This is a genomic window from Aureitalea sp. L0-47, from assembly GCF_026126405.1.
In the GTDB taxonomy this organism is placed as follows: domain Bacteria; phylum Bacteroidota; class Bacteroidia; order Flavobacteriales; family Flavobacteriaceae; genus Pukyongia.
In genome coordinates, this window is the sequence record NZ_JAFMTQ010000001.1 from 587,188 (window position 1) to 604,992 (window position 17,805).

A 17,805-nucleotide genomic window follows, 5' to 3' on the forward strand; every position below is an offset into this window, starting at 1 on the left:
AATTTACGATGTGAAAAGCACATCGACCTCATTGACGAAATTAGCGCTCCGAAAGTTCCGAAAGAACTTTTGGGGCGTTTTTAGTTTTAGTTTCCTGCTGGTATGTGTGCTTATCGCGATCTTTGCCTATGCCATCGCCCCGGACGATTCACAGAATGCTAACCAGATGCACCTTTCTATACATTCCAAACAGCCGGGCTTTAGTGTGGATGTATTAACCATTCCCAGCAATGTGGAGCAGCAGAGTAGTTTGACAACCTTTTTCTTCGGAAAGAAGAACGTCGATACTGAAGTTCCCATCAATTCCTACGAAGTAACAGCTTCCGGAATCTCCATTGCTGAATATACTTCGGATGGCACCTCGGGTTTACTGAAAGATTATCCTTTAGACCTGTTCACGAAGGCAACCTCTGCGGAGGATATCCCTTCAGCATATATTTCAGAAAAGAAATTTTTACTGGGAACCGATAAATACGGCAGGGACCTGCTTAGCAGAATGCTTATAGGGATACGGATCTCACTTGCCATCGGGTTTGTGGCTGTCTTTATTTCTCTGGTCATAGGAATCACCTTAGGCGCAATAGCGGGATATTTTGGTGGAAAGATAGATACGGCCATTATGTGGTTGATAAACGTAACCTGGTCTATCCCAACGCTGCTGCTCGTTATCGCCATTACCCTGGCTTTAGGTAAAGGATTCTGGCAGGTGTTTATTGCCGTCGGACTCACCATGTGGGTGGAAGTTGCCCGGGTGGTGCGCGGACAGGTAATGAGTGTGAAGCAGATGCAATACGTCACGGCTGCAAGGGCACTTGGATATACTGATTTCAGAATAATACTAAAACACATCCTCCCGAATGCACTGGCTCCCGTGATCATTATATCGGCGGCAAATTTTGCGGGTGCCATCCTTATCGAGAGTGGACTTAGCTTCCTTGGGATAGGAGCACAACCACCTATGCCCAGTTGGGGAGGTATCATTAAGGACCATTATTCCTATATCATCTTGGGAAAACCTTTCCTGGCTGTGATCCCCGGGATTGCCATAATGAGTTTGGTGACAGCTTTTATGCTAATCGGGAATGCATTGAGGGATGCTTTGGATGTGAAAACTTAAGATTGATCAATGAACCGAAAATACCTTTACCCATTCTTACTAATCCTCGTTGTTGCTCTATTGTTTTATGCTGAAAAATATGTAGACAAGGCAACTGAGGATTATCCGAAACCTACTGCCTCGAACTCAGAGGAATTAGAGTTCGACGATCGCTTCCTTCCGAATTCAACAACAGGTAAGATCATTCGTCATACCTACTTTTCACTTTCTTATTCTGAAAAACACGAACAGGCAGAATGGGTTGCCTATGAGCTACGGGACGAACAATTGGTTAAAACCGAGTTTGAACGACCCTATTTCGTTCAGGACCGAAAGATCAAAAGTGGTTCGGCCGACTGGCGTAACTATAAGAATTCAGGCTACGACCGAGGCCATCTTTGTCCTGCAGGTGACCGTCGCTTCGATTTCGAAGCCTACCATGAAACCTTCTTAACCAGTAATATAAGTCCGCAAAACCACGAATTCAACGCGGGAATCTGGAACCGACTTGAACAAAAAGTTCGTTACTGGGCGGGTAGGAGAGAAGCCTTGTTTGTTATTACGGGAGGCGTACTGGAAAACGGACTGGAGGCAATTGGAGATGAGGATGTTTCTGTTCCGAAGGAATTCTATAAGATCATTGTCGATAGAAACGGAGATGAGCTAAAAGCCATTGCCTTCCTGATTCCCAACGAAGGTACATCGGATTCATTCTATGATTATGTTGTTAGCATTGATGAGATCGAGAGAAAAACAAGGATCGATTTCCTGCGTGGCCTGGACGACAGGATTGAAGATAGGCTGGAATCCAGAGTGGATCTAAAAGAATGGGAGCAACGCTAGATCAGGTGTAATAGGAATTCGAAGCGTCAAGTCGGATAAGGATAAACAACAGGATCGTAAAGCCCCATAAACCTGAACCACCATAACTGAAAAAAGGCAGTGGAATACCTACGGTTGGAAGTAAGCCCGTCGTCATCCCAATATTCACAAAGAAATGCACGAACAGTATGGCTCCGACGCTGTAGCCGTACACTCGACCAAACTGATTCTTTTGACGTTCGGCCAACACCAGTACTCTTACTATCAAAGCCAGAAATAAGATCACCACTACCATACTTCCCAGGAAGCCCCATTCTTCACCTACAGTACTGAAGATGTAATCGGTTTGCTGTTCCGGGACGAAATTTCCCTTGGTTTGTGTACCCTGAGTCCAGCCTTTTCCTGTCCAGCCACCACTTCCTATAGCTATCTCACTCTGGTTGGTGTTATAACCTATCCCTTTTGAGTCAGTTTCCTTCCCGAGCACTATATTGAAACGATCACGGTGTCTCTGTTCGAACACATTATTGAATATGTATTGAACCGAGAATACAAACGCTATGCACACTGCTGCTGCCATGATATAATTCACGGCTTTTGTTTTTTTCTTTTTTCTGTTTTTGAAATAAATCAATGCGGTAATCGCCAGGATCCCTACTGAAACCCACACCACTCCGAATGCCAGCGTTGAAATGAACAAGGCCGCAAGGAAAAACCCCAGCAGTAAGTATACGTAATGCAAGCCCTCCCTATACATGGGAAAGATGAATGCTGCATAGACAAGCGCACTTCCGGGATCGGGTTGAGGAATGATGAACAAGGCAGGTAAGGCGATGATAACGAACGCCCTTAACTGGTGTTTGAATTCTTTAATATTGGTCTGCATATCCCCGATATACTTTCCAAGTGCGAGTGCAGTAGCCGCTTTGGCGAATTCCGCAGGCTGGATGCTGAAACCACCTAGAACATACCAGGATGTGGCGCCATTAATATTCTTACCAAGAACAAAAAGCCCTAACAGGGATGCAAGAGAAACCAGGTAAATGATACTGGAGAAGCGTTCATAGAACTTGGCTTCAATGGCCAGGATGAAAATGATAAGTACCAAACTCAGGCAGATCCAAACCAATTGTTTGAAATACACCTGGCTGAAATCGAAAAAACTCGTTGCCGAATCGTCAAGAGAAGCAGAATAGATATTGATCCAGCCGATCCCAACAAGTGCGAAATACAGGAAGATAGTCAACCAGTCTAACTTCACAAATCCTCTGTTTCCTGTCATTACTGGTTAATTAAAAAGGGTTCTCCGCTGTATGGCTTGGCATACTCTTCCTCAAGGCTGCCATTGAGGATAAAATGTTCGAGGTCGGTACGTGTAATTTCACCTTTCAGGTATTTCTCGATCATCAAACTGGCGATCCTACCTGCCCATCGGCTACCCCAGTAACCGTTCTCAACGAAAACGGCAATCGCGATCTTAGGATCGTCCTTTGGGGCAAAGGCAACAAACACCGAATGATCGGTAAGCTGCATACGTTCTCCGTTTACACGAGTATAGTTCTCGGCCGTCCCTGTTTTACCGCAGATCTCAATACCCGGTATCTGAAGGTGTGAGGCGGTTCCGTAGTTATATACATCGTACAATCCGTCGATCACGGGATCAAAATATTCAGGATCGATAGTTGTTTGAAATTTTTGTTTGTAGATCGACGGAATAGTATCCACGCCTCCAATGTTTTTTATGATATGCGGCTTGTAATACCAGCCTCTGTTCGCGATGGCAGCAGTGAAATTTACCATCTGCATGGGAGTGAGCAAAACTTCTCCCTGCCCGATCGCATTCGAAATCGTAGCAGGAGCATACCACTTGTAAGTGGGATACTGGTAGATTGCATTATATGTTTCTGAACTCGGGATCTTTCCCGGCCTTCCACTAGGCAGGTCATAACCCATATAATCTCCCATTCCAAAGCTTAGCAGATGAGCCCTCCAATTATCGATCCCTTCTTGTGGTGTTGGATATTTTTCTATGATGCGCCTGTAAACGGTACAGAAATATGCATTACACGAATTGGCAATTCCCGCCTGCATGGCTAGCGGACTTCGGTGGGCATGACAACCTAACTTTCGGTTTCTTCCATACCTGTATCCCCCGGCACAATATATTGTCTCTTCGGTATCGATTACGTTTTCCTGCAACCCGATTAAGGCCGTAAGTGCTTTAAAAGGTGATCCCGGCGGATATTCTCCCTGAAGTACCCTGTCGAATAAGGGTTTTGAGATGGTATCATACCACAGCTTAGTGAAATTCTTGGAACGTTCCCTTCCCACTAGCAGCGCAGGATCGTAGTTTGGTGCAGCCACCAGTGCCAGTATCTCTCCGGTAGCGGGCTCCAGGGCGACGATTCCTCCGCGTTTATTTACCATTAATTCCTCTCCATACGATTGAAGAACTCCATCAATAGTGAGTGTAATGTCCTTGCCTCTTTCTGGCAATGTATCATAGATCCCGTCTTTGTAGGGTCCTATTTCGCGGTTAAAACGATCTTTCTGAATGTACTTCACTCCTTTTACACCTCTCAGAATTTCTTCGTACTGCATCTCGATCCCCTGTTTACCTAACAGGTCACCCATCTGATAGTAGGGGTTCTTTTCGATGATCTTGTTGTCGGCTTCTGCTATATAGCCCAATACGTTGGCAGAGTGATTGATCTGGTAGTCCCTAAGGGATCTCTTCTGAATATAAAATCCTTTGAACTTGTGCATCTTTTCAGAAAGTGATGCGTATTCAGCTTTTGTGAGTTGGGGTATTACCACGGAAGGCAATCGCGGAGAATAGGTCTTAGCCTTCTCTAAGCTTTCACTCAGGTCTTCAACTGTCATTTTTAGTAGTCCGCTGAATTCCAGGGTGTCAAATGGCTCCACATCTCTCGGGATCACCATCACATCATAGGACGGTTGATTGCTTACGAGTAGATCTCCATTTCGATCGAAGATATAACCACGTTGCGGATAATCGTACTGGATCTTAATTGCGTTGTTTTCTGAAAGCTTCTGAAATGAGGTATCGTACACCTGGAGGTAGAAGAGCCTTCCGGCAAATACCACCCCGGTGATCAAAACCAATACAAGCAATAGTAATTTTCTCATCAACTCCTTCGGCTAAATAATAATATTGTGCAGAAGATCAGAACCACACTGAATATACCTGAAAATAACGTAGATTTTAGGATCAGAAGTATATGGTTAAAGTTAAAAATTTCAAGCGAGAAAAGGATGAGATGATGGGTGAAAACCATGAGTGAAATATAAGTGAGGCGTTCGCCTATGGCGGCCGTACTGATTTTCACCATATTGTATTCGTAACTAACACCAAAAGAAACTTTAAGAAATGCGGGCCGGACGTATGCAAGAAAGGAGCAGGCCGCGGCATGGATTCCGCCGGAATCACTAAATATATCTATGCTCAGACCCAGAACAAAAGCAAGGCCAATGAGTAAAGATTTGTTCCCGGAGAAAGGATAAACGATAATGAATAGAACGTAGAGATACGGATTTACATAACCGAAAAGGTTTATGTTGTTCAGTAATATCACCTGAACCAACACCAGTACGATAAAACGTACCGCATTCACTAACGCTTCATTATTCCACATCTTCCACTGCGTTTTCCAGTTCCATGATTTCAGGGGCTGCCTTATTTTCGATCACATACACATGGCCAATATTAGTCATGTTGTTGAATAACTCGATTGATAGTTCGTAATAGTCCTGATTATTGGCGAGTTTGTAATCGGCAATGGAACCAATTAGGATCCCTTCAGGAAAAATAGTCGACTTACCGTCTGTCACAATGGTGTCTCCCAATTGAAATTGTACTTGTCTTGGGATATCTATAAGTGTAACTATATACGGACTCCCCGTTTGCCATTTCAGGGTTCCGAAATCATTTGTGTTCTTCAGTTTAGCGTTGATCTGACTGTTTGTATTCAAAACCGATTGCACGGTGGCATAATTGGCCGAAACACTATTCACAATACCTACCACCCCTTTAGATGATATTACTCCCATATCGATTGCCAGGCTGTCATTGCTGCCTTTGTCAATGGTAAGGTTGTTCTTCGTTTTCGAATACGAATTATTGATCACCCGGGCAGCAACAAAATCGTAATTCCACAACACATTGGTGCTGTCAATATCCGCTGTGCGCATGTCTGATCCGGCATTAGATAGTAATTCCCGAAGTCGGTTGTTTTCCTCTACAAGCAAATTATTCTGTGTTCTCAGGTTAAAATAATCCCGAACATTCTCCTTAATGCTGTAGATACCTCCGGAAAAGAAATTCGCCGAGGTTGCCACTTTATTGCTGTGGAAGGAGTGAGAATTTACGGTGAGGAAGATCGAAATAGTGAAGAGTAGTAAGAACAACAGGAAATTTTTATTCCTAATGAAGAAAAAAATTATCTGTTGCATGTTTTACTATTTCTATTTGATCAATACACTCTTGTACTTGTTGAGGTTTTTCAGGCAGATCCCGGTTCCCCGAACTACCGCACGAAGTGGATCTTCGGCAATATAAACCGGAAGATCTGTCTTTTGAGACAATCGCTTGTCCAAGCCTCGTAACATAGATCCTCCACCTGCCAGGTAGATCCCGGTGTTGTAGATATCCGCTGCCAGTTCCGGCGGGGTTTGTGATAGTGTTTCCATCACAGCGTCCTCTATCCTGAGTATCGATTTGTCCAGTGCCTTTGCTATCTCGCGATAAGAGGTTTGTACTTGCTTTGGTTTACCCGTTAGCAGGTCACGTCCCTGTACCGCCATTTCATCCGGCGGCAATTCCAGGTCTTCTGTAGCCGCTCCGATCTGGATCTTAATCTTTTCGGCTGTGCGTTCTCCAACATAGAGGTTGTGCTGGGTGCGCATATAGTAAATGATATCGTTGGTGAATACGTCTCCCGCAATCTTCACAGATTTGTCGCAAACAATTCCTCCCAGGGCGATCACAGCAATTTCGGTAGTACCTCCACCTATATCTACCACCATGTTTCCTTTCGGCTGCATAATGTCCACACCAATACCAATAGCGGCTGCCATGGGTTCGTGAATCAGGTACACTTCCTTTCCGTTTACCCGTTCCGCACTTTCCTTAACCGCACGCATCTCTACTTCAGTAATACCACTTGGAATACAGATTACCATACGAAGAGATGGAGTGATCCATTTTTTCTTCAATGCCGGTATATCCTTGATGAACATACTGATCATCTTTTCACTGGCGTCAAAGTCGGCAATTACCCCATCCTTTAAGGGACGAATGGTCTTGATGTTCTCATGGGTTTTCCCCTGCATCATGTTCGCTTCCCGTCCAACGGCTATGATCTTTCCGGTGGTACGGTCTCTCGCTACAATGGAAGGTGCGTCCACCACAACCTTGTCGTTATGAATGATCAGGGTGTTGGCAGTTCCAAGGTCGATCGCTATTTCTTCGGTCAGGAAATCAAAAAATCCCATATATTTTACTGGCGGTATTGAAATTAAAGGTGTTACGTGGTATCACGAATCACAAATGTAACAAATTTTAGTGCTTAAAATGGCGCGTTCCGGTAAATACCATCGCCATTTCATGCTCGTTGCAATAATCGATGCTCAATTGATCCTTTATCGACCCTCCGGGCTGGATAACAGCAGTGATCCCGGCCTTATCAGCAATCTCCACACAATCCGGGAATGGGAAGAAGGCATCACTGGCCATAACGGCTCCTGTCAGGTCGAAATCAAAAGATGTCGCTTTTTCGATAGCTTGCCGCAGGGCATCTACTCTCGAGGTCTGTCCAGTTCCACTAGCGCATAGTTGTTTTCCTTTTGCAAGCACGATGGTGTTGGACTTCGTATGCTTACAGATCTTTGATGCAAACAATAAATCTTCTAACTCGGTTCCGCTAGGTTTATTGTTGGTAGCATTCGATAAATTTTCGGTACTATCCGTCACATTGTCCCTATCCTGAACAAGAGCTCCATTTAAACAAGTCCTGGTTAGCGTTTCGGGTAGTTTTACTTCCTTATGAATTAGGATGATCCTGTTCTTTTTTCCTTTCAGAATTTCAAGGGCTTCTTCGGAATAGGAAGGAGCAATCACCACTTCGCAGAACAACTTGTGAATTTCCTCTGCCGTGGCGGCATCAATTTCAGTATTGGAAATTAAAATTCCTCCGAAAGCTGAAACCGGGTCGCCTGCCAGGGCGTCTACATAAGCCTGTTTTACCGTATCCCTTTGTGCAAGACCACATGCATTGTTGTGTTTCAGGATAGCAAAAGTGGGTGCCTCTTTTTTAAATTCTGCCATAAGGTTTACGGCAGCATCAACGTCGAGCAGGTTATTATAACTAAGCTCTTTTCCATGTAGCTTATCGAAAATAGCATCGAAATCCCCGAAGAAATATCCCTTCTGATGCGGGTTCTCACCATATCGAAGCACTTTTCCCTTCATCTCACTTATCTTGAGCGAGGCGATGCTGTGATCGCTGTTGAAGTAGTTAAAGATAGCCGTGTCGTAGTTTGAAGATATGTTAAACGACTTCGCAGCGAAGCGTCGGCGGTCTTCTAGACTGATCTCTCCGTTTCCTTCGTTTAGCATGTTCAGCACTTCTTCGTAGTCTTCCATGGAGGAAACACAAAGTGTATCCTTGAAATTCTTCGCAGCAGCACGGATGAGGGAGATCCCCCCTATATCGATCTTCTCAATGATATCTTGTTCCGAAGCACCGGAAGCAACCGTTTTTTCAAAAGGATAGAGATCCACGATCACCAGGTCCAACTGCGGAATGGCATACTGGTCCATTTCAGCTACATCGCTTTCGTTGTCCTGTCGGTTCAGAATTCCACCAAAAACCTTCGGATGCAGGGTTTTTACTCGCCCTCCTAAAATTGAGGGGTAATCGGTCACTTCTTCCACCGGAATAACATTAACCCCTAAATCGTTAATGAACTTCTGGGTTCCCCCTGTAGAGTATATTTTCACGCCCAGTTCGTCCAATTTCTTGACTATTGGAGCAAGGCCGTCTTTATGAAAAACGGAAATGAGTGCCGATTTGATCTTTTTGGTGTTGTTCATGAGAAAAATTTGTTAAATAGAACCTGAATACGCAGATAGCTGCAAAATTACACAATTACCAAGAGAATTTGTAACATAAATTCAGTGAAAACGTCATATCTTTATTCTGAAAAATCAAGGAAGCAGAAAGCACTATGCTCATTTACCTTCGGATAATAAAAGAAAGTTTTAATTTTGCCATCAACGCACTTAAAAACAATAAGTTGCGAACCTTCCTTTCGTTGGTGGGTGTAACCATAGGTATATTTTCCATCATTGCCGTTCTCGCGGCGGTGGATTCCCTGAAAAAAGAGATCGAAGGTAGTATCAGTTCACTTGATAATAGTACAATCTATCTGGGTAGATTTTCATTCGGTCCTACCGAGGTACCACAATGGAAGTGGCAACAGTTTCCGGACGTAAATTACGAGGAATACCAGTATATCAAGCGCAATATGCCGGATGTCTACGCAGCTACTTTTACCCTGAATGTCCCTTCCGAAACGGTGAAATACGAAGACAAATCCATTAGTAGTGTAGAGGTTGGCGCGGTAGGTCACGAGTACTACGAAATCGAATCCCTTCAGATAGCGAACGGACGCTTCTACAACGAGCTAGAATCATACAGTGGTAGTCTTGTGGTAGTCCTCGGTGACGAGGTTGCTGAGACTCTTTTCGGCTCTGGCGAAACGGCCATAGGGAAGAAAATCCGATTATACGGTCGTAAATTCAGTGTTATTGGGGTGCTCAAAAAAGAAGGTTCGGGTATTTTTGGTTCCAAGGATACATCTATCTTCCTGCCCGTGAACGTGATCCGAAAGATATATGGCGATAGCAATAAAAACCTTTTCCCTTTTATTATTATCAAACCTGAAAGTGGTACAGACAATGCCGAATTCATAGCGATGTTAAAGCAAAAAATGCGAGTACGTCGCGGTTTGAAACCTGATGAGATTGATAATTTCTTCGTTAACCAGTTGCAAGGGTTTGCAGATTTCATTGACAATATAACAGGCCAGATGAATATTATCGGTTGGCTGATCAGTGGGTTTTCACTACTAGTCGGTGGATTTGGTATTGCGAATATCATGTTCGTGAGTGTTAAGGAACGTACCAATATCATTGGTATTCAGAAATCCATGGGTGCCAAAAACCGATTTATACTCCTTCAGTTCTTGTTTGAAGCCGTGATTCTGGCGATCATTGGTGGATTGATCGGTTTGGTGCTGGTATTCTTCGCTTCAATCATTGCGTCCTCCTTTACCGGTGACTTCCAATTTGTACTTTCACCATGGAATATGTTCATTGGAACGGCAATCTCTGCCGCCATTGGATTGATCTCTGGGATATTACCGGCCATATCGGCATCTCGTCTCGATCCTGTGGAAGCGATCCGCACCGGAATGTAGTTCAGAAAATATAGATAGGTTTAACTTCCCGCAAAATTGTCTGCATACCATTGACGAGCACCTCGGCTATACAATAATAACAAAGCAGCAAAAAGAAAGAGTCCGAAAAGAGAGGAAAGCATTCCAGTTGTGAGGGAGGCATTGAATTCCTTTAAAACAACGAAAGGAGCAAAAACGATTATTGATGCCGTTATTACGGCAAACGTTATCCTTGCCCAGTTTCTTGCCTTAGCTATATTAATACTTAACCACAACAATAGTACTAGAATAATAGTATTCATTAGTAAGGGGATGTAGATCTCGGAAGAAGTGAAATCTGAGCTCCAGTATAAACTGATAATCTTGAATATTCCAACGGCAACGGCAGCTAAAATGAGATAAGCTGCAAGTTTGAAATTTCTATGTACTTGTGTAACACCCACATAGCTAATTTATAATAATTTTGCCACATTTTCATTTATCCATTCAAGAAAAGTTTCGTCCTGCTTTCCAAATGGGTCCGGGAAGTTGGAGTCAATATCGATCTGACCAATGTTCTTCCCGTTCTTGAAAAGGGGAACCACGATCTCCGATTTTACATTGATGCTACAGGCAATATAATTGTCCTGGGCCTGCACATCCGGAACCACGAAATTACTATTACTTTCCGCTACCTGTCCGCAAATTCCCTTGCCAAAAGGGATGACAGTGTGATCGGTTGGTGCCCCTGCATAAGGACCCAGATGAAGTGTCCTGGAATCGTGATTGGCGAAATAAAAACCAACCCAATCGTAGTAGGGAATTTCAGTTTGCAGTAACTCGCATACGCTTTGAAGTCGCTGATCGGTAGTATGATCGGTGCGATTTAGAATGTGGGAAACTCTCGGTTTAAGGGCTTCTAAGGTCATCTTCAACTTTTTCGTAAATGTATTTTAAAATGAAATGTCCTGCCAAATTATATTCCTGTATTTTTGTTAAAATCCGAAGCCCATTGAAAGCCTTACTTTTCAAATACAGATCGGTTCTGCGATTTATTGCGCTCTTCCTGGGTACGTATGTTCTTCTGAGTTTGTGCTATGGTTTATATCTGAAGCTTTCTGAGGGTGGTGAGTATCCACCCGATGTTATCACACACCTGGTAGCAAAACAAAGTAGTGATCTGCTGAATAGCTTCGGTTACGATGCCGAAGTCGTGCCGGGGGAATCCAAGCCAATGATGAAATTGATTGTTGAGGGAAAGTTCCTGGCTCAGATCATCCAGGGATGTAATTCACTTAGCATAATAATTCTGTTCACATCTTTCATTGTGGCATTTGCTGAAAGATTCCGTAAAACCCTGCTTTTTATTTTAGCGGGAGGGGTATTGGTGTATGCTGTCAACATCCTGCGAATAGCCATACTTTCAGTGGCCCTTTACGAGTACCCACAGCATAAGGAAATCCTGCATGGAGTTGTATTTCCGGGTTTGATCTACAGCATGGTATTTTTACTCTGGATGCTTTGGATACGCATGCTTAAAACAAAGGTCGGCGATGCATAAAGTTGTTCGAATTATAGCGATCACAGTATTGGTAGTCGGCCTCATTCTGGTTCGACAGTTCGAGTCGGACTTGTTTTACGATCCCTTGCTGGAATTCTTTAAAATTGATCACACCACCCAGGCGTTGCCAGAAATGGAGAAAGGCAGGTTGCTGCTTCACCTTGTATTCAGATTTGTACTGAACACCTTTCTGTCCCTGTTGATCCTCTGGTTCGTATTTCGGGATAAGAGCATCCTTAAGATATCCTCGCTTTTATACGCTGGCCTTTTCGTTGTTCTATCGATCACATTTATCTTTTTACTGAATAAATCAGCAGAAGGGGATCATATGGCACTCTTCTATGTGCGAAGATTCCTGATCCAACCATTGTTTCTCCTGCTCTTATTACCTGCGTTTTACTTTCACAAAAGGAGTTAGCGTCCTATATTTGCACTTCAAATAAGATAGATATGAGATTTGCGACATCCACAGTACTTTTAGTAACAGTTATGGCTCTAGTTTCCTGTTCCGAAGGAAATAAAAAAGGCGAGGCGAATGAGCCGGAGGTTAAAACCGTTGAAACCAAATTTGAGCATATACAAGGCAGTATTGATGCTAATTTTAATGATGAAAAACTTACAGCGATCTTCACTGAATACATCGGTTTGAAAACTGCTTTGGTGAATACGGATCCTAAACTGGCCTCAGATGCAGCTTCTAAGTTAATGACGGCTTTTGCGAATAAAGGTGTGGATGAAATTTCGATGAAACTCGCTCAGAAGATTGTCGATGCTGAAGATGTGGAAGCACAACGTTCAGCCTTCGTGGGTGTGACAAACGCGGTAGAAGCGCTCCTTAAAGATGCACTGGATAGCGGGAAAGTATACAAGCAGTATTGCCCTATGGCTTTTAAGAACACGGGTGCTTACTGGCTGAGCGAAAGCAAGGAAATTGCCAACCCGTATTTTGGAGATAAAATGTATCGTTGCGGCAGGATCGATTCGATTATTGAATAACTTTAACTCAATTTTTAAGTAATACAGCCGGCTATCTAGTACTTTTGCTGTTGATGAAGAAGGCCTTATCCATATTCTTGGCAATCTTAATGCTAGCAAGTAGCACCGGAATTGCCTATGCTCAACACTATTGTGGTGAGTACAAAATGCTTTCTGAAATTACCCTGGGTGAAAAACACCTTTCCTGCGGAATGGCGATGGAACTTCCCGGCTGTGATGATGGGCAGGAAGAACCAGGTTGTTGTGACAATGAATACACTAAAGTAGAAACCGACGATACTTTTGAAAAATCATCCTTCGAAATTGATTTTTCACCCGTCTTTTTGGAGGCGTTAGTCTCAATTATTGTTCTGAAGACAGTTGATCTTCCCAAAGAACATGATTTTAATTTCAAAGAACACGATCCACCTCCCCTGGAGAGGGACCTTCATGTGCTCTACGAAACTTTCCTGATTTGATTTTATAAAAAGGCGTTGTACTTTCACTGCGTCAATACCGGTATAACATCGGTTCTCAGCAATTTTTACAAAAGCGAATGTTTGTGAATACTATTTCATTGACATTCAGAAAAATATAAAATCATGAAAAACACAATATATATACTAGCAATCACCATAGTATCTCTTCAGAGTTGCCAGGAACAGCAATCGGCTTCTGTGGACGGAGTACAATCAGCAGGTGCATTGCACGAGATCATGAGTGGTAATCTGGAAGCAAATATGAGCCTTGAAGAACTTAAGGACATCCCAAATCTCTATGCTCTTGGAGCTGTAGAAGGCTTGAAAGGAGAGATCCAGATATTTAACTCCAAGCCCTATGTTAGCGAGGTGAGTCCAAAGATCATGGATATAGACACCACCTTTTCAGCTAAAGCTGCTATGATCGTCTATGCCCAGGTTCCGGAATGGAAAGAAATATCTATTCCGAAGGCAATTCTAACCACGAAGCAATTCGACAGTTTCGTATATCATACCGCTGCTAAAGAAGGTCTGGACAACTCTAAACCGTTCCCATTCCTAATTGAAGGCTATGTGCGAAAGATCGACTGGCATGTTGTAGACTGGGATCAGAACAGTTCTACAACCCATTCCCACGAAAACCACAGGCTAACTGGGGTGATGGGAGTTACTGTTCAGGAAAAAGCAACAATTTTGGGCTTTTATTCGAAAAATCATACCGGGGTATACGTGCCACATGACACCAACTGGCACATGCATTTCATATCTGAGAATGAAAGAACAGCCGCTCATATAGACGACATGTTATTCGGGGAGTATATGACGCTTAAACTGCCAAAACAGTTTTAGGATGAAACGAACATATACGATTGCCGGAATGACCTGCGAAGGATGCAAGGCATCGGTAGCGCAGGCACTAGAGTCACTCTCTGGAGTGACCGATATTGACGTTAACCTGGAAAGTGGAGAAGCTGTTTTGAATATGGCTAACCCTATTTCTTTGGCCGAGTTACAAAGAGTATTATCACCGAAATACAGTATACATGAATCAGGAAATCTTATGTCGTCCGGGGAGGAAACCTCCAAGCTTAAACAACTGCGACCATTGTTCCTGATCTTCGTATACCTTGTGGTATCTGTACTTCTATTGCACTATAAAAACTTGAGCCTGGACGCTGTGATGCTCGATTTTATGGGGCTATTCTTTGTCGTTTTCAGTTTCTTTAAGGTACTAGACCTAAAAGGATTCCCATCATCATTTGGGATGTATGATCCGTTAGCAAAACTTGTTCCTGTATACGGATGGATCTATCCATTTATCGAGATTATACTCGGGCTTATGTTTCTTCTGCGTTTTGAAGTTGGGATAGCGCTGATCATCACCATAGTGATCCTTGGAATCACAACAATTGGGGTCACGAGAACACTGCTCAATAAAAAGAAAATCAAATGTGCCTGCCTTGGGACCGCCTTGAAGTTACCCATGACAGAGGCTACGTTTATAGAAAATGCAGTTATGATAGTAATGGCTGTGATCATGTTGTTTAAAACACCGGTACTATGAGAATATTGATAATCTTATTGCTGTTACCATGGTGGAACCTGGCCCAGCAAAATGTGGAAGGAGAGGTAGTTGAACTCAACGAAGAACAGAAAGTAGTTGGACTTGAAGGTGCAAGTGTGTACTGGTTGAATAGCAGTATAGGTACCATTACCGATTTCGAGGGTAAGTTCACCATTCCTTACGACAGCGCCTATAATAAATTGGTGATCAGTTATGTGGGATATCAGACCGACACAATTACTGTTTCTGAACAGAGATATATTCGACATCAATTGAAATTGAAGGCCGACCTTGAGGAGGTGGTAATCAAATCGAGACGAAAGACCAGTTCTACCTCCTATCTAAAGGCGGAGAACATTATTAATGTGAGTAGTGCGGAATTACTAAAGGCAGCCTGCTGTAATCTTTCTGAGAGTTTTGAAACTAACCCGTCTATTGATGTTAATTTCGCCGATGCGGTTTCTGGTACGAGACAGATCCGGATGCTAGGGCTAACCAGTCCGTATATCCTGATCACTACTGAAAATGTACCTGCTATTCGCGGTGCCTCCCAGGCCTTCGGACTGAGCTTTATCCCCGGAACCTGGGTGGAGAGTATACAGATCACGAAAGGAGCGGGTAGCGTGACCAATGGTTTCGAGAGTATCACCGGCCAGATAAATGCCGAACTTCAGAAACCAACCCGGGACAATAAGCTATTCGTAAATGCCTATGGCAACCTGATGGGCCGATTGGAACTCAACACTCACCTCAATACCAGGGTGAGCGATCGCTGGAGTACTGGTTTGTATATTCATGGGAACTTGAGAGAGCGTAAATTCGACAGGAACGACGACAATTTCCTCGATACCCCACTGGCCCAGCAGATCAACGTTATGAACCGATGGCAATATACGGATACCGAGAACGGCTTTGTAAGCTTCATCAACTTTCGTTTTATGGATGATGAGAAGCAAACAGGTCAATTGGATTTCGATCCCTCTCGCGATAAATTCACACGAAATTTCTGGGGTAGTGAGATCGACACGCGTCGTTTCGAAGCCTCAGGAAAGCTCGGATATGTGAATCCGGATATTCCCTACCAAAGTGCAGGAGTTCAACTTGCCTATAGTAATCACGAGCAGAACTCTTATTTCGGTTTTAACACCTATGATATCGTTCATAACAGTGTGTTCGCGAGTGCTTTGTATAACTCTATAATAGGTGATTCCCGCCATAAATTTAAAACTGGTTTAAGTTTTACCTATGACGCCTACGATGAGGTAGTGAACGGGTCCGACTTTAACAGAGTTGAGAACTCGGTTGGGGCATTCTTTGAATATGCCTACGATAATCTGGGCGATCTTACCGCCACTATTGGGTTGAGAGTCGATCAACACAATAGACTGGGAACGTTCGCAACCCCTCGTTTACACGTTCGGTATACGCCTTTCGAAAAATCGGCGCTGCGTTTTTCGGTGGGTAGGGGGAAACGTTCAGCAAATATATTTACTGAAAACCAGAAGTTCTTCGCTTCTTCTCGTGCCATCGAGATCACGAATGTAGGAGGTAATATCTATGGTTTGGATCCTGAAATTGCCTGGAATTATGGCATATCCTATCTGCAGGGCTTTAACCTCTTCGGAAGGAAGGCAGATATCACTCTGGATTTCTACAGAACGGATTTCGAAAACCAGGTAGTAGTGGATTGGGAAGACCCCACGAAGATCCAGTTTTACAATTTGGATGGAGAAAGCTATGCAAATAACTTTCAGGCCGAGTTCAATTACGATATTATGGAGAATGCAGACCTTAGATTCGCTTATAAGTATTTTGACGTAATGACGACCTACAGAAGTGGTGCGCTTGAAAAGCCATTGACGCCGGGTCACAGGATCTTCGCGAATGCTTCAGCAGAAACAAATAGTAAGGAAAATGGAGCACAATGGAAGTTCGACACCACCTATAACTGGCTTGGAGAACAACGATTCCCATCAACGGCTACCAATAGTCCTGAAAACAGACTACCGGAATTTTCGCCTACGGTGGGAACGTTAAATTTTCAGGTTACTAAAGTATTTTCCACTACATTTGAGATATACATAGGAGGCGAAAATGTTACCAATGTTAAACAAAGTAACCCTATAGTAGGCGCTCAGAACCCATTTGACGCGGAATTCGACACCACCTTGGTTTATGGTCCGATATTTGGTAGTATGTATTACTCGGGATTACGATTTAAAATTGAATAGTATGAAACGATTATTATTTGTGACACTAATATTTTTCGCTGCGACCGCTACCTACGGTCAGAATAAGAATGCCAGAGCTGTCATTGAAGTGGACGGCGTGTGCGGTATGTGTAAAGAGCGAATCGAGAAAGCCGCCATCCGAACAAAGGGTGTGAAATCAGCCGTTTGGGATATCCAAACCCACGATCTCAGCCTTATTTACGATGAGCGGAAGACCAATCTTAAAAATATTCAGCAGAACATTGCAGATGTGGGTCATGACACCAAAGCTATCAAGGCTACGGATGAGGCCTACAATTCTGTACATCAATGCTGCAGATATCGAGACCTGGCCGTTCAGGAAGAACACAAGAACGGTGGTAATTAGCAATGTCAATATGAACCAAAAAAACCCTTACGAGAATAAGGGTTTTTTTAGTTAAATTATAGCCAAGAAATGTATCACGGGTGTGTTTTCAGACTACATTTACTCTATAATTTAATTATTTATCTATGGCAATAAATAAGTCTGCCGGAAAACCTAAAGCAAAACCTTCTGCAAAGAAGATTGTAGCGAAAAAGGTGTCACCAGTTGCTTCTAAGAAGAAGTAATTGTTGAGGGGATTTTCGTAATCCCC

19 protein-coding genes are annotated in these 17,805 nt (G+C 43.3%); 11 read left to right on the forward strand and 8 right to left on the reverse strand.

Going from position 1 to position 17,805, the window contains the following annotated elements:
- Window positions 1-10 precede the first annotated feature (10 nt).
- Both J1N09_RS02575 and J1N09_RS02580 read left to right on the forward strand, forming a co-directional pair.
- The gene (locus J1N09_RS02575; RefSeq protein ID WP_265197901.1) at window positions 11-1,117 is read left to right on the forward strand and encodes an ABC transporter permease; all 1,107 of its coding nucleotides are present in this window, start codon (window positions 11-13) and stop codon (window positions 1,115-1,117) included.
- Window positions 1,118-1,126: 9 nt separating this feature from the next.
- Complete coding sequence (locus J1N09_RS02580) at window positions 1,127-1,939, forward strand: DNA/RNA non-specific endonuclease (RefSeq protein WP_265197902.1); 813 nt, start codon at window positions 1,127-1,129, stop codon at window positions 1,937-1,939.
- A gap of 1 nt (window position 1,940) precedes the next feature.
- Here the strand turns inward: J1N09_RS02580 and rodA are convergent, their stop codons facing one another.
- The 6 genes from rodA to purH form a co-directional block, all read right to left on the reverse strand.
- Window positions 1,941-3,200, reverse strand: coding sequence for a rod shape-determining protein RodA (gene rodA / locus J1N09_RS02585; protein ID WP_265197903.1), 1,260 nt, complete (start codon window positions 3,198-3,200; stop codon window positions 1,941-1,943).
- Window positions 3,200-5,068 carry a penicillin-binding protein 2 gene (mrdA, locus tag J1N09_RS02590; RefSeq protein ID WP_265197905.1) on the reverse strand — a complete coding sequence of 623 codons (1,869 nt, stop codon included), beginning with the start codon at window positions 5,066-5,068 and terminating at the stop codon, window positions 3,200-3,202. The genes rodA and mrdA overlap by 1 nt, the downstream gene beginning before the upstream one ends.
- The gene (mreD, locus tag J1N09_RS02595; RefSeq protein ID WP_265197906.1) at window positions 5,068-5,574 is read right to left on the reverse strand and encodes a rod shape-determining protein MreD; all 507 of its coding nucleotides are present in this window, start codon (window positions 5,572-5,574) and stop codon (window positions 5,068-5,070) included. The genes mrdA and mreD overlap by 1 nt, the downstream gene beginning before the upstream one ends.
- A complete protein-coding gene (gene mreC / locus J1N09_RS02600; protein WP_265197908.1) occupies window positions 5,564-6,391 on the reverse strand; it encodes a rod shape-determining protein MreC in 828 nt (275 codons plus the stop codon). The genes mreD and mreC overlap by 11 nt, the downstream gene beginning before the upstream one ends.
- Window positions 6,392-6,403: 12 nt before the next feature.
- Window positions 6,404-7,432, reverse strand: a complete 1,029-nt coding sequence (locus J1N09_RS02605) for a rod shape-determining protein (RefSeq protein ID WP_265197909.1) — start codon at window positions 7,430-7,432, stop codon at window positions 6,404-6,406.
- Between the two features lie 67 nt (window positions 7,433-7,499).
- Complete coding sequence (gene purH, locus J1N09_RS02610; protein WP_265197911.1) at window positions 7,500-9,032, reverse strand: bifunctional phosphoribosylaminoimidazolecarboxamide formyltransferase/IMP cyclohydrolase; 1,533 nt, start codon at window positions 9,030-9,032, stop codon at window positions 7,500-7,502.
- A gap of 134 nt (window positions 9,033-9,166) precedes the next feature.
- Between purH and J1N09_RS02615 the strand changes: the two genes are divergently transcribed.
- Window positions 9,167-10,420 carry an ABC transporter permease gene (locus J1N09_RS02615; RefSeq protein ID WP_265197913.1) on the forward strand — a complete coding sequence of 418 codons (1,254 nt, stop codon included), beginning with the start codon at window positions 9,167-9,169 and terminating at the stop codon, window positions 10,418-10,420.
- Window positions 10,421-10,440: 20 nt separating this feature from the next.
- Here J1N09_RS02615 and J1N09_RS02620 read toward each other — a convergent pair whose 3' ends face one another.
- Complete coding sequence (locus tag J1N09_RS02620; protein WP_265197914.1) at window positions 10,441-10,842, reverse strand: hypothetical protein; 402 nt, start codon at window positions 10,840-10,842, stop codon at window positions 10,441-10,443.
- Window positions 10,843-10,851: 9 nt separating this feature from the next.
- Window positions 10,852-11,307: a GAF domain-containing protein gene (locus J1N09_RS02625; protein WP_265197916.1), complete on the reverse strand. Its 456-nt coding sequence runs from the start codon at window positions 11,305-11,307 to the stop codon at window positions 10,852-10,854.
- Window positions 11,308-11,390: 83 nt separating this feature from the next.
- Here J1N09_RS02625 and xrtF point away from each other — a divergent pair, with 83 nt between their 5' ends.
- The 8 genes from xrtF (at window position 11,391) to J1N09_RS02665 (ending at window position 17,555) form a co-directional block, all read left to right on the forward strand.
- The gene (xrtF, locus tag J1N09_RS02630) at window positions 11,391-11,939 is read left to right on the forward strand and encodes an exosortase family protein XrtF (protein WP_265197918.1); all 549 of its coding nucleotides are present in this window, start codon (window positions 11,391-11,393) and stop codon (window positions 11,937-11,939) included.
- Window positions 11,932-12,357: an exosortase F system-associated membrane protein gene (locus J1N09_RS02635; protein WP_265197920.1), complete on the forward strand. Its 426-nt coding sequence runs from the start codon at window positions 11,932-11,934 to the stop codon at window positions 12,355-12,357. Before xrtF ends, J1N09_RS02635 begins: the two co-directional genes overlap by 8 nt.
- Window positions 12,358-12,389: 32 nt before the next feature.
- Window positions 12,390-12,935 carry a DUF3347 domain-containing protein gene (locus J1N09_RS02640; RefSeq protein WP_265197922.1) on the forward strand — a complete coding sequence of 182 codons (546 nt, stop codon included), beginning with the start codon at window positions 12,390-12,392 and terminating at the stop codon, window positions 12,933-12,935.
- A gap of 53 nt (window positions 12,936-12,988) precedes the next feature.
- Window positions 12,989-13,393, forward strand: a complete 405-nt coding sequence (locus J1N09_RS02645; RefSeq protein ID WP_414826837.1) for an HYC_CC_PP family protein — start codon at window positions 12,989-12,991, stop codon at window positions 13,391-13,393.
- Between the two features lie 123 nt (window positions 13,394-13,516).
- Window positions 13,517-14,242 (forward strand): acetolactate decarboxylase, encoded by a 726-nt coding sequence (locus J1N09_RS02650; RefSeq protein ID WP_265197925.1) that lies wholly within the window; start codon window positions 13,517-13,519, stop codon window positions 14,240-14,242.
- Between the two features lies 1 nt (window position 14,243).
- On the forward strand, window positions 14,244-14,957 hold the full coding sequence (locus tag J1N09_RS02655) for a heavy-metal-associated domain-containing protein (protein WP_265197926.1): 714 nt from the start codon (window positions 14,244-14,246) through the stop codon (window positions 14,955-14,957).
- Entirely contained in the window at window positions 14,954-17,188 is a 2,235-nt protein-coding gene (locus tag J1N09_RS02660; RefSeq protein ID WP_265197928.1) for a TonB-dependent receptor, read from the forward strand. The genes J1N09_RS02655 and J1N09_RS02660 overlap by 4 nt, the downstream gene beginning before the upstream one ends.
- Window position 17,189: 1 nt before the next feature.
- Complete coding sequence (locus J1N09_RS02665) at window positions 17,190-17,555, forward strand: heavy-metal-associated domain-containing protein (protein WP_265197929.1); 366 nt, start codon at window positions 17,190-17,192, stop codon at window positions 17,553-17,555.
- Window positions 17,556-17,805 lie beyond the last annotated feature (250 nt).

Coding starts and splice junctions, on each gene's coding strand:
- J1N09_RS02580 (WP_265197902.1), top strand. CDS start 1,127: ATGAACCGAAAATACCTTTACCCATTCTTACTAATCCTCGTTGTTGCT.
- rodA (WP_265197903.1), bottom strand. CDS start 3,200: ATGACAGGAAACAGAGGATTTGTGAAGTTAGACTGGTTGACTATCTTC.
- mrdA (WP_265197905.1), bottom strand. CDS start 5,068: ATGAGAAAATTACTATTGCTTGTATTGGTTTTGATCACCGGGGTGGTA.
- mreD (WP_265197906.1), bottom strand. CDS start 5,574: ATGTGGAATAATGAAGCGTTAGTGAATGCGGTACGTTTTATCGTACTG.
- mreC (WP_265197908.1), bottom strand. CDS start 6,391: ATGCAACAGATAATTTTTTTCTTCATTAGGAATAAAAATTTCCTGTTG.
- J1N09_RS02605 (WP_265197909.1), bottom strand. CDS start 7,432: ATGGGATTTTTTGATTTCCTGACCGAAGAAATAGCGATCGACCTTGGA.
- purH (WP_265197911.1), bottom strand. CDS start 9,032: ATGAACAACACCAAAAAGATCAAATCGGCACTCATTTCCGTTTTTCAT.
- J1N09_RS02615 (WP_265197913.1), top strand. CDS start 9,167: ATGCTCATTTACCTTCGGATAATAAAAGAAAGTTTTAATTTTGCCATC.
- J1N09_RS02625 (WP_265197916.1), bottom strand. CDS start 11,307: ATGACCTTAGAAGCCCTTAAACCGAGAGTTTCCCACATTCTAAATCGC.
- J1N09_RS02635 (WP_265197920.1), top strand. CDS start 11,932: ATGCATAAAGTTGTTCGAATTATAGCGATCACAGTATTGGTAGTCGGC.
- J1N09_RS02640 (WP_265197922.1), top strand. CDS start 12,390: ATGAGATTTGCGACATCCACAGTACTTTTAGTAACAGTTATGGCTCTA.
- J1N09_RS02645 (WP_414826837.1), top strand. CDS start 12,989: ATGAAGAAGGCCTTATCCATATTCTTGGCAATCTTAATGCTAGCAAGT.
- J1N09_RS02650 (WP_265197925.1), top strand. CDS start 13,517: ATGAAAAACACAATATATATACTAGCAATCACCATAGTATCTCTTCAG.
- J1N09_RS02655 (WP_265197926.1), top strand. CDS start 14,244: ATGAAACGAACATATACGATTGCCGGAATGACCTGCGAAGGATGCAAG.
- J1N09_RS02660 (WP_265197928.1), top strand. CDS start 14,954: ATGAGAATATTGATAATCTTATTGCTGTTACCATGGTGGAACCTGGCC.
- J1N09_RS02665 (WP_265197929.1), top strand. CDS start 17,190: ATGAAACGATTATTATTTGTGACACTAATATTTTTCGCTGCGACCGCT.